The sequence below is a fragment of the Pseudomonas cyclaminis genome (genome assembly GCF_015163715.1).
Taxonomy (GTDB): Bacteria; Pseudomonadota; Gammaproteobacteria; order Pseudomonadales; family Pseudomonadaceae; genus Aquipseudomonas; species Aquipseudomonas cyclaminis.
This window is the reverse complement of record NZ_JADDUM010000217.1, coordinates 1-10,483: the sequence shown is the minus strand read 5'-3', so window position 1 is coordinate 10,483 and position 10,483 is coordinate 1. Positions and strand designations below refer to the sequence as shown.

The following is a 10,483-nucleotide window of genomic DNA, read 5'->3' as shown; positions in this document are numbered from 1 at the left end:
CAGCGGCGTCGGCCGGGATCTGGGATTTGTCCACCAGGGCCAGGAAGTACAGGCTGAATTCGGCTTCGGGGAAATCACGCTTTTCAACCAGCGAGAAACCCAGCACGCGGGTGTAGAAGTCCAGGGACTTGGTGATGTCCTTGACCCGCAGCATGGTGTGGTTGAACACAAAGTTCGTGGTGGCGGTGTCTGGCTGGGCGGTAACGCCCGGGAAAGTGTTCAGTTCGTGCAGGCTCATGGGCCCTCCAGAAAAAAATGGGGCAAACGCGGCTCCCGTTGAGAGGAGCGTTCCCTTGGCTTGCGGCTGGCATCCGTGCAGCGAAGCCATGATACGCAAGGCCCGCCTGCGGCGCCAAATGAAAAAGGTCACGGGGGCCTTGCGACCTGCGGGCAGCGAGGCTCACACTTTGGCCCTTGAACCTTGGGTGTTTTTCGCATGATCGAATGTCGTAGACCGCTGTTGAGCGCTGTGTGTTTGCTGTTGGCCAGTCCTTTCGTCTTGGCGGCGGATCCGGAAATTCACTGGCCCAGCGGCTGGCAAGTCGAGGAGGTGGTGCCCGACGGTGAAGCGCCACCCAAGCCGCAGCCGGTTTCGCGTCAGCGTGCAATCAAGAACGACGAAAACGGCAACACACTGATGGTGATGGAGTTGACGGCCACGCCGACCGAGGCTGGTCATAACGTTAATCTTCAGGGTGTATTGCTGGAAATGCGCAAGTCCATCCAGAAGGATTTTGCCCAGGGCGGCTACCAAAGTGTCTGCAGCAAAATGCACCCGACAACATTGAGCCGTCTTGACGCCGTGGAAACTACCTGTGTGATTACCGAGAATGGACGGCACGTGCTTTCACAAACATTGGTGGGGGCTGTTGATACCGATAAAGCCTATGTTTTTTCATACGCCGGTCAAGCCGATGCTTACGAAGCGAGCAAGGATGAAGTCCGTTCCGTACGCGATAGCCTCAAACTTTAAGTGCGTTTAGCACGTCGAATTTGAACAAAATGAAATGTTATTTAAGTTCGGTTTCGAACCCTCGAATAAAAAAGCCCCGCTGATGCGGGGCTCTTTGTTAGTGCGCTGTAATCAGCCGCGAAGCCAGGAATCTACAGTGGCGGCGCCATACTGTTCTTTCCAGGCCTTGAGGCCGCGGTGGTTGCCGCCCTTGGTTTCGATCAGTTCGCCGGTGTGCGGGTTGTGGTAAACCTTGACCACACGTGCACGGCGTTGTTTTGGTGCGTTGGCGGCAGCGGCACTGGCCTTGCCCGGGTTTGGATCAAGGATCAGGATGATGTCGCGCAGGCCCTTGCCGTAGGTTTTCATCAGCCCTTGAAGTTTTTCTTCGAATTCGATTTCTTTCTTCAGGCCAGCATCGTTCTTCAGGGATTCCAGCTGGGCAAGCTGCTCTTGAAGGGCTTTTTCTGCTGCGCGAAATTCGGCGAGTCTGGACAAAATCTGTACTCCAATAGTGTAGTTGGCTGATATCAACTGAAGACAACGCTATTAGCCAATAGCGTTAAGGCGACTCAAAGAGGACGTCGTCCTGCGAGTTCTGCACAGGCAAGAAAAATTGTAGTAGTTAATCTGCTACGAGTAAATCATGTCTTTTGTCTTATTAACATTATTTCAACGCCGCTAGTGCATGGCTATTCAATGGCTGGCCAGGGTCTTAATGAATTCATCGCTGGGTAATGGCTTGCCAAACAGATAGCCCTGTAGGAAATCCACACCATGAGCGGCCAGATACTCGCATTGTTCGGCCGTTTCCACGCCTTCTGCGACGATGCCCAGATCCAGTTTGCCGGACAATTCTATGATGCTGTCCAAGATATGCCTCGACAGGGCGTCTGCGCCAATCATGGCGACAAAACTCTGGTCGATCTTCAAGTAGTCCACATTGAAGTTGCGCAAGTAACCCAGGCTGGAGTGGCCGGTGCCGAAGTCATCGATGGCAATCATCACGCCCAGTTGGTGCAAGGCGTCGAACAGGCGGCGGGTGATATCGGTGGGCTCGATTAACTCGCGCTCGGTCAGCTCCAGCACCAGGGTTACCTGGCCCGGTGCGAAGGCGGCGAGAAACTCACGGCAATCGTCCACCAGTGCCAGGTCGAGGCAATGGCGCGCCGTGATGTTCACGCCGATATGGAAACCCGGGCAGAACCGCGCCGCATGGGGCGCCAGCTGGGCCGCGGTCTGGCGCAGCAGGGCGCGGGTCATCGGCACGATCAGGCCGGAATGTTCGGCCAAAGGGATAAACAGATCGGGGCGCACCAAGCCTTCCTTGGGGTGCTGCCAGCGCATGAGCACTTCACAGCCGGCCCATTCGCGGCTGTCGCCGCGTACCACCGGCTGAAAGTACGGGATGAACTCATTGGCGCCCAAGGCTCTGCGCAGTTCATGGGTCGGCGCCGAAGCGCGTTTTTGCAGCCAATGGGCGAGCACACCTGCCAACACGCCAAAGAACACCACCAAGCTGAAAATCGCACGATACCGCACCTGCATGTAACGCCAGACTTCGCCGTCCGGCATGCCGGCATCGACACTGTAGCCATAGCGCTGGGAGGTCAGGTGATGATGGGCCACGGCAAATGGCGGGACTGCGGAGGAATGCACCTTGCCATCGGCATCCAGCCAGTTGGGCCCCACTTGCAGGATCAATTGCGCATAGCGGCTGATCAGGCGCAAGGCGTTAGTCAGGTGATAGCCGTCAACCGACGCAAACGCGCCTTGATCACCGTCGACCAGTCGGTATACCAGTAAGGCCGTGTCCGGCGTCACCGGGTTGCCATTCATCAGCCAGAGTCGACCCTCCACATAGTCGTCGGGGTTCACGGGGGATTCGTAGTCGCTGCCGAACAGTGAGCTGCAATAGATATTCTTCTGCCAGGACAGCGTCGTGGCCCGCACAAACGGCCGCCGCGTGACCTGCTCGCGCAGGGCCAATTGCGCGCCGCTGTCACAGGGCTTGCCGGCCAACGGCAGCAAGGCCTGGGCGGCGAGGGCGGTGTTGTCGAGCATCAGGTCGAATTGGCGCACGGCTTCTTCAGCCGTTTGTGCCGTGCTCTGTTCAAGGGTGCGTTCGGCCTGCCAATACAGGATCACCACGCCGAGCAGGATCGGCGCCAGCCCACACAAGGCGCTGATCGAGTAGCGGACAAATGGCTTTCGCGGGCCTTTGACGGTGAGAGGCATGAGTTCTGCGGCCTGTTGCGGAGTAGGAAAGGCGCCGGCAGGCCGGTCAGTATTACTTCGATAATAGATGGCTCGGTGGACAATTGCTTGTCTTGCCAGCGCGTTGAGCAATCTCGATAAACGCCAGGGTGGCGGGTGACGACTGGCGACGGTCAAGCACCGCGAGGCCAATCTGGCGCGGTACTCGGGGAGATAACGGCCGTTTTACATAGCGCGGGTCGTGCAGTTGCGGCAACGACGCCTCGGCCACGATGCTCAGCCCGTCGCCGCGACTGACGGCTTCCAGGGTGCTCAGCAGTTGGGCGCAGCGATAGCGCACCTTGGGCCGTAATTGCGCCGCACCGAAGAGTCTGGAGACAAGCTCCGAGGAGCCTGCTTCGGTGAGAATAAATGAATCGTCGCACAGGTCCTGCAAGGTCAGGGCGTTGCGTGCGGCCAATGGATGCTCAGCGGGCAGCAACGCAACCATCTGGTCCTCGAACAAGGCAAAAGTGTCAAAGCGCTCCTGCTCCAGCACCACAAAGCCCACATCGATCCGCCGCTCATCCAGCCACTGCAGCACCTGGCGGTCGGGCCCTTCGTCCACATGAACTTCAATCCCCGGATGTGCAGCACGAAACTGGCTGAGGATGCCGGGCAGCAGGCGAATCGACGCGGTGGGCCCGAACGAGCCAATGCGCAGGCTGCCGCGCTTCATGCCTCGGGCATCGGCGGCTTCCTGTTGCAATGTGTTGGCCAGACCCAGCATGGCGCGGGCGCGGCCGAGCAATTGCAGGCCGATCTCGCTCGGTTCCACCAGGCTTTGATGGCGCCGGAACAGCTCGACGCCCAGCTCTTGCTCCAACGCCTTGATGGCGTGGGACACCGCCGATTGGCTGATGCCCAGCCGGTGTGCGGCGCTGGTGAAGCCTTGTAGCTCGGCCACCAGGGAAAAGATTTCAAGTTGGGTCAGGGTCATGAGTGAACACTCATTTTACGATGATTGATCATTAGCAGAAGAATACCCCACATCGCCTGCCACTTGAGCCCACCCAATGAGCCCCACTTCGGATCGCCTGACCTATTGCAAACTCGCCGCCGTCACCATGATCTGGGGCGGCACCTTTGTCGCCGGGCGTTACCTGGCCGATCAGGTCAATCCGCTGCTGGCCGCCAGCCTGCGTTTTATCCTGGCGAGCCTCGCATTGCTGCTGTTCATGGCCTTCGCGCGCGTCCGCCTGGCTCGCCCCAGCCCACGGCAGCTTGCGCAATTGGCGGTGCTGGGGTTCTTCGGGATTTTTTTCTACAACCTGTGCTTCTTTTATGGGCTGCAGTACATCAATGCGTCACGGGCGTCATTGATCGTGGCCTTGAACCCGGCGGTGATTGGCCTCGCGTCGTGGTTGTTGTTCAAAGAGCACCTGAGTCGCACCAAGGTGGTGGGGATCGCGTTGTGCCTGGCGGGCGCGGCCACTGTGATTGTCAGTCGCAACCCTGGGCTGATGCAGGCAGGCGTCGATAGTTGGCGGGGTGACTTGCTGATCCTTGGATGTGTGGCGGCGTGGGGCATTTATTCATTGGCTTCCCGTGGGCTGAACGCAAGCCTGGGGCCGCTGCAGACGGTGACCTGGTCGGTGTTGCTGGGAACGGTGATGTTGACCGCGACTACAGCGGTGTCAGGAAGCTTCACGGTCGAAGCAGTCACCAGCCTGGGGCTGTCACAGCTGTTGAGCCTGCTGTACCTGGGCGTGCTCGGCTCGGCGCTGGCCTATATCGGTTATTACGACGGCATCCGGCGGATCGGCCCGACGCGTTCCGGCGTATTTATCGCCCTCAACCCGCTGACAGCTGTGATGTGCGGCGCCTTGTTGCTGGGTGAACAGTTGACCTTGCCCATGCTGATCGGCGGCGCCGTGATTCTGTCCGGCATTTACCTGTGCAACAAACCCCTTGCACGGGCCGGGGCAATAGGGATTTGATGAAGACTACGGACAAACACTGTTACGCTGTGTAGAATCGATTTACGCATACAAGAATAAGGACTTGCGCTCACGCAAGCCTCAGCCGTCAGAGACTGATGTAACCATGAAGCGACTCGGCTCCCCCCTCATCTTTGGTGACTTCCTCGCCCGCAGCGTGCGAGGCCTTTCCTGTGCGCCACCTTGCTGCCTCATCCTTGCTGCCAATTGACCTTTGTTAATCACAAGAATGAGGCGCCGAAAATGGCCGACCAATACGAAAACCCAATGGGCCTGATGGGCTTTGAATTTATCGAATTCGCATCGCCGACCCCCGGCACCCTGGAACCGATCTTCGAGATCATGGGCTTCATCAAAGTCGCGACCCACCGCTCCAAGAATGTGCACCTGTACCGCCAGGGCGAGATCAACCTGATCCTCAACAACGAACCCAACAGCATCGCCTCGTATTTCGCGGCGGAGCATGGCCCGTCGGTGTGCGGCATGGCGTTCCGGGTCAAGGATTCGCAACAAGCCTATACCCGCGCACTGGAGCTGGGCGCCCAGCCAATCCACATTGAAACCGGGCCGATGGAGCTGAACCTGCCGGCAATCAAAGGCATTGGCGGCGCGCCGTTGTACCTGATCGACCGCTTTGGTGAAGGCAGTTCGATCTACGACATCGATTTCGTCTACCTCGAAGGTGTGGAGCGCAATCCACAAGGCGCAGGCCTCAAGGTCATCGACCACCTGACCCATAACGTCTATCGCGGGCGCATGGCCTATTGGGCCAACTTCTACGAGAAGTTGTTCAACTTCCGCGAGGCGCGCTACTTCGATATCAAGGGCGAATACACCGGGCTGACCTCCAAGGCCATGAGCGCACCGGACGGTATGATTCGCATCCCACTCAACGAGGAATCGTCCAAGGGTGCCGGGCAGATCGAAGAGTTCCTGATGCAGTTCAACGGTGAAGGCATCCAGCACGTGGCATTCCTCACCGACGACCTGGTCAAGACCTGGGACGCGTTGAAGAAGATCGGCATGCGCTTCATGACCGCGCCGCCGGACACCTACTACGAAATGCTCGAAGGTCGCCTGCCGAACCACGGCGAGCCGGTGGACCAGTTGCAGGCACGCGGGATCCTGCTCGACGGCTCATCCATCGAAGGTGACAAGCGCCTGCTGCTGCAGATCTTCTCGGAAACCCTGATGGGCCCGGTGTTCTTCGAGTTCATCCAGCGCAAAGGCGATGATGGCTTTGGCGAAGGTAATTTCAAGGCGCTGTTCGAGTCCATCGAACGCGACCAGGTGCGTCGCGGTGTATTGACCACCGATTAAGCGTAAAAAAGCCCGGCCGAGGTTTCCCCGGCCGGGCTTTTTATGGCCTGCGAATCAGGCGCGGCGCTGACGCACCAAATGCTTGAAACCCTCGAACACCAGCACCATCACTGCAATCCAGATCGGAATGTAGGTCAGCCATTCACCCGACTTGATCCCTTCACCCAACAGCAGGGCCACCAGCAGCAACAGCACCGGCTCGACATAACTGAGCAGGCCGAACAGGCTGAACGCCAGCAAGCGGCTGGCGATGATGTAGCTCACCAGTGCCGACGCGCTGATCAGGCCCAGTATGGGAATCAATGCGTACAGTTTCGGGTGCACATCCATCACCGCAAAACCCTGCTCGCCGCTTTGCACGAACCACCAGGCCACCGGCAGCATCAGCGCCATATCCAGCCAGAGCCCGCCCAGGTTATCGGTCTTGAGGTACTTGCGCACGATGAAGTACAGCGGGTAACCAATGATCACCACCAGCGTCGCCCAGGAAAAACCACCGGCCTGGTACAGCTCGTTGAGCACCCCGAGGCCTGCAAAGAACACCGCGATTTTTTGCAGGTAGGAGAGTTGCTCACCCCAGACCAGGCGCCCGGTCAGCACCATGGTCAGTGGCAACAGGAAGTAACCCACCGATACATCCAGGCTGCGCCCGTTCAGCGGTGCCCACATGAACAACCACAACTGCACGCCCAGCAAGGCCGAAGACAACACAACCCCTGCGATCAATCCTGGCTTGGCCGCCAGTACCCGCAGCAATTCCAACACGCGCCGCCATTCACCGCTGACGATCATGAACACCGTCATGCACGGCACGGTCAGCAGCATGCGCCAGCCGAAAATCTCCAGGCCGCTCAACGGTGTGAGCAATGATGTGAAGTAATACATCACGGCAAACAACACCGAGGCCGAAACCGATAACACAACACCTTTAGACACGCTGTCCTCGCGAAAACCGTTTTGTACAAGAGAGGTGTGCATTATGGTGCTTGCGGCGTGAAACGGCTGCTCTGTTTTGGGGCAAATGCCGGGAAATTTTCTCACGTCACGGAATCGGCCTTAACTCCTGAGGCCTTCCATCACTTACGATTGGGCCACGCGCCCCGAGACAAAGTGGCTCACATCGTTGAAGCCTGGGGTAGACGAATGCCCCGGCGTCACCAGCGAATCAATAAAGGCTTCATCCTCTGCCGTGATTTTCACCTCCAGTGCGCCGGTGTAGGCATCCCACTGCGCCTCGGTACGCGGCCCGACAATCGCCGAACTCACCGCTGAGTTGTTCAGCACCCAGGCGATGGCAAACTCCACAATCCCCACGCCACGCCCTTGGGTGTATTGCTGAATCTGCTGGGCAATGCGCAACGACTCCACGCGCCATTCGGTTTCCAGGATGCGTTTGTCCTGGCGTGCGGCGCGGCTGCCCGGTTCTGGCGTGACGTCCGGCGCGTATTTACCGCTGAGCACGCCCCGTGCCAGCGGGCTGTAAGGCACTACGCCCAGGCCATAGGCAGCAGCGGCGGTGATCTGCTCCACCTCGGCCTGACGGTTGACGATGTTGTACAGCGGCTGGCTGATCACCGGTTTGTCGACACCCAGACGTTCGGCCACGCGGATCACCTCGGCAATGCGCCAGCCGCGATAGTTGGATAAGCCCCAGTAGCGGATCTTGCCCTGGCGGATCAAGTCGCCGATCGCGGAGATCGTCACGTCCAATGGGGTGTTGTGGTCTTCGCGGTGCAAGTAGTAGATGTCGAGGTAATCGGTGTCGAGTCGGGTCAGGCTGGCGTCGAGCGCATTGAAGATCCGTTTGCGGCTCAAGCCACTGCGGTTGGGCAAGCCGTCCGGCGGGCCGAAACCGACTTTGGTCGCCACCACCCAATCCTGGCGATGCCGGGCAATGGCTTCGCCGACCAGTTCTTCGGAGCGTCCGCCGGTGTACACGTCCGCCGTGTCGATAAAATTGATGCCCTGGTCCCAGGCCTTGTCGATGATGCGCAGCGAGTCCTCGGTAGAGGTCTGCTCGCCAAACATCATGGTGCCCAGGGTCAACGCGCTGACCTTCAAACCGGACTGGCCCAATGTGCGGTAAATCATGCATAGCTCCTTGCGGCTGTGAGACGGTCTCCATGCAATACCAGACTCAGAGGCTCTGGAACAAGCCCTGGGCATGTTTCTTCATTCGCTCAGCAACGCCTGACAACGCACTTGGAGAAACCGATGCAGCACTTTCACCCGTTCCGACACTTGCAGACGGTGGGGGCACATCAAGTTGAACGGCGTCGGTTCGCCTTGCCAATCCGGCAACAGGTGCACCAGGCGGCCAGCCTTGAGATCCCGGGCGATATCCAGGTTGGCTTTATAGGCGATGCCGTGGCCAGCCAGGGCCCATCGCCGCACAATTTCACCGTCGTCGCTCAGGTAATCGCCTGTCACGTCGACTTCCTGCAGCTCGCTGCCCTGGCGAAAGAACCACGTACTGTTGGCGCGCCCCTGTCGCATGTACCGCAGCGTGCTGTGTTGCGCCAACTGCGTCGGTGTCGTGGGGGTGCCATTGCGTGCGAGATACTCGGGGCTGGCGCAGGCAATACGCTGGTGATCGGGCACCACCGGCAGCGCCACCAGGCTGGAATCGCGAGGTACGCCGAAGCGCAGGGCGATGTCGACGGTGTCGCGGAACAGGTCGGCATTGCTGTCGTTGAGCAGCAGTTGCAGGCGGATGTTCGGGTGCTCCACCTTGAATGCGTCCAGCCAGCCCAGCACCACATTGCGCCCGAAGTCCGAGGGTGCGGCTAATTGCAGCAAACCCGTCAGCCCTTGGCTGTGCTGCCTCAGCGCCTGTTCACCGTCGGCCAGTGCGGCCAATGCTTCGCGCACGCTGTCGAGGTAGCGCTTGCCTTCCTCGGTCAGGCGCATGCTGCGCGTGGAGCGCGCCAGCAGGCGAATGCCCAGCCGGGTTTCCAGGCGTTTGAGGGCGATACTGGCCGCCGCTGGCGTCAAACCCAGGCCGCGTGCGGCAGCGGACAGGCTGCCCGTATCGGCGGTGCGCACAAAGACTTCAAGATCAAGGATCGAACTCATTTATAAAAATCCTTTAAAGATCTTGTCGTTTTACCGGGTTTTTTCGTCGATTGCCAAGCTGGGAAGATGAACACTCACTTTCTCACCCAGGACATCTCCCCATGACTTCTTCCCTCAGCGGTAAAACCGTCATCGTGATCGGCGGCAGCAGCGGCATTGGCGCGGCGGTGGCCACGGCGGTGGTTGCGCGGGGCGCCCACGTGGTGCTGGCGGGCCGGCGCTTGTCCGCCGGCAGCGACAACGGCGTGCGCAGCGAACCGGTAGACGTGACGGACGCTGCGTCCCTGCAACGTCTGTTCGAAGGCGTCGGGCGCTTTGACCATCTGGTCTACACCTCAGGCCCCGCGGTGCGCGCCAAATCCCTGATCGACACCGATCTGGAAGAGGCCCAGGATAATTTCAACGTGAAACTCTGGGGCGCGTTGCGTGCGATCCAACTGGCGCTGCCGTTTCTCGACGAGCGCGGCAGCATCAGCCTGACCTCCGGGCAACTGGGGCGTAAGTGGGTGCCGGGGCAATTTATCAAGGTCGGGATCAATGCCGCGACCGAAGCACTGGGCAAGCAATTGGCCAAGGAGTTGGCACCGCGTCGGGTCAATGTGATCAGCCCTGGGGTGATTGATACTCCGGCGTATGCGGGGTTGGCCGAAGAGCAGCGGTTGGCGATGTTCGCCAAGGCCGGCGGTGCGTTGCCGGTTGGGCGGGTAGGGCAGGCCGAGGAGGTGGCGGCGGGGTATGTACTGGCCATGGAAAATGGCTATATGACCGGCAGCGTGATCGACATCGACGGTGGCGGATTGCTGTAGACAAAAACCGCGAGAACTCAGAGGACTCATTGTGGGAGGGGCTTGACCCCTCCCACAATGGCCGCGTTACGCCTTCAGGGTCCGTGTCATCCGCAGAGCCAGAAAGCTACCTGCCACAATCACCGCCGCCAGCA

General features: G+C 59.5%; 11 protein-coding genes. 4 read left to right on the top strand and 7 right to left on the bottom strand.

What is annotated here, in order from left to right; all coding sequences use genetic code 11:
* Nucleotides 1-238 (bottom strand): VOC family protein (locus tag IQK56_RS24530; RefSeq protein WP_193901858.1); only part of this gene is annotated, 238 nt, incomplete at its 3' end.
* Nucleotides 239-436: 198 nt separating this feature from the next.
* On the opposite strand from IQK56_RS24530, the gene IQK56_RS24525 reads away from it, so the two are divergent.
* Nucleotides 437-973, top strand: coding sequence for a DUF4946 domain-containing protein (locus tag IQK56_RS24525; RefSeq protein ID WP_193862644.1), 537 nt, complete (start codon nucleotides 437-439; stop codon nucleotides 971-973).
* Between the two features lie 111 nt (nucleotides 974-1,084).
* Here the strand turns inward: IQK56_RS24525 and IQK56_RS24520 are convergent, their stop codons facing one another.
* The 3 genes from IQK56_RS24520 to IQK56_RS24510 form a co-directional block, all read right to left on the bottom strand.
* Nucleotides 1,085-1,450 carry a histone-like nucleoid-structuring protein, MvaT/MvaU family gene (locus IQK56_RS24520; protein WP_032885697.1) on the bottom strand — a complete coding sequence of 122 codons (366 nt, stop codon included), beginning with the start codon at nucleotides 1,448-1,450 and terminating at the stop codon, nucleotides 1,085-1,087.
* A gap of 198 nt (nucleotides 1,451-1,648) precedes the next feature.
* The gene (locus tag IQK56_RS24515; protein WP_193862646.1) at nucleotides 1,649-3,190 is read right to left on the bottom strand and encodes an EAL domain-containing protein; all 1,542 of its coding nucleotides are present in this window, start codon (nucleotides 3,188-3,190) and stop codon (nucleotides 1,649-1,651) included.
* 52 nt (nucleotides 3,191-3,242) lie between these two features.
* Complete coding sequence (locus IQK56_RS24510) at nucleotides 3,243-4,148, bottom strand: LysR family transcriptional regulator (RefSeq protein ID WP_122308492.1); 906 nt, start codon at nucleotides 4,146-4,148, stop codon at nucleotides 3,243-3,245.
* Between the two features lie 76 nt (nucleotides 4,149-4,224).
* On the opposite strand from IQK56_RS24510, the gene IQK56_RS24505 reads away from it, so the two are divergent.
* Nucleotides 4,225-5,148 (top strand): DMT family transporter, encoded by a 924-nt coding sequence (locus tag IQK56_RS24505; RefSeq protein WP_150760023.1) that lies wholly within the window; start codon nucleotides 4,225-4,227, stop codon nucleotides 5,146-5,148.
* 243 nt (nucleotides 5,149-5,391) lie between these two features.
* Complete coding sequence (hppD, locus tag IQK56_RS24500) at nucleotides 5,392-6,468, top strand: 4-hydroxyphenylpyruvate dioxygenase (protein WP_122308494.1); 1,077 nt, start codon at nucleotides 5,392-5,394, stop codon at nucleotides 6,466-6,468.
* 54 nt (nucleotides 6,469-6,522) lie between these two features.
* Here hppD and rarD read toward each other — a convergent pair whose 3' ends face one another.
* From rarD to IQK56_RS24485, 3 genes are all read right to left on the bottom strand, one after another.
* On the bottom strand, nucleotides 6,523-7,404 hold the full coding sequence (rarD, locus tag IQK56_RS24495) for an EamA family transporter RarD (RefSeq protein ID WP_122308526.1): 882 nt from the start codon (nucleotides 7,402-7,404) through the stop codon (nucleotides 6,523-6,525).
* A 144-nt stretch (nucleotides 7,405-7,548) separates the two neighbouring features.
* Nucleotides 7,549-8,559 carry an aldo/keto reductase gene (locus IQK56_RS24490; protein WP_122308495.1) on the bottom strand — a complete coding sequence of 337 codons (1,011 nt, stop codon included), beginning with the start codon at nucleotides 8,557-8,559 and terminating at the stop codon, nucleotides 7,549-7,551.
* An 81-nt stretch (nucleotides 8,560-8,640) separates the two neighbouring features.
* On the bottom strand, nucleotides 8,641-9,543 hold the full coding sequence (locus IQK56_RS24485; protein WP_193862648.1) for a LysR family transcriptional regulator: 903 nt from the start codon (nucleotides 9,541-9,543) through the stop codon (nucleotides 8,641-8,643).
* Between the two features lie 101 nt (nucleotides 9,544-9,644).
* On the opposite strand from IQK56_RS24485, the gene IQK56_RS24480 reads away from it, so the two are divergent.
* Nucleotides 9,645-10,349, top strand: a complete 705-nt coding sequence (locus IQK56_RS24480; RefSeq protein WP_193862650.1) for an SDR family oxidoreductase — start codon at nucleotides 9,645-9,647, stop codon at nucleotides 10,347-10,349.
* Nucleotides 10,350-10,483: the final 134 nt, after the last annotated feature.

What these genes read in the sequence shown, in the direction of transcription:
- IQK56_RS24525 (WP_193862644.1), top strand. Translation starts at nt 437, where the DNA reads ATGATCGAATGTCGTAGACCGCTGTTGAGCGCTGTGTGTTTGCTGTTG.
- IQK56_RS24515 (WP_193862646.1), bottom strand. Translation starts at nt 3,190, where the DNA reads ATGCCTCTCACCGTCAAAGGCCCGCGAAAGCCATTTGTCCGCTACTCG.
- IQK56_RS24510 (WP_122308492.1), bottom strand. Translation starts at nt 4,148, where the DNA reads ATGACCCTGACCCAACTTGAAATCTTTTCCCTGGTGGCCGAGCTACAA.
- IQK56_RS24505 (WP_150760023.1), top strand. Translation starts at nt 4,225, where the DNA reads ATGAGCCCCACTTCGGATCGCCTGACCTATTGCAAACTCGCCGCCGTC.
- hppD (WP_122308494.1), top strand. Translation starts at nt 5,392, where the DNA reads ATGGCCGACCAATACGAAAACCCAATGGGCCTGATGGGCTTTGAATTT.
- IQK56_RS24490 (WP_122308495.1), bottom strand. Translation starts at nt 8,559, where the DNA reads ATGATTTACCGCACATTGGGCCAGTCCGGTTTGAAGGTCAGCGCGTTG.
- IQK56_RS24485 (WP_193862648.1), bottom strand. Translation starts at nt 9,543, where the DNA reads ATGAGTTCGATCCTTGATCTTGAAGTCTTTGTGCGCACCGCCGATACG.
- IQK56_RS24480 (WP_193862650.1), top strand. Translation starts at nt 9,645, where the DNA reads ATGACTTCTTCCCTCAGCGGTAAAACCGTCATCGTGATCGGCGGCAGC.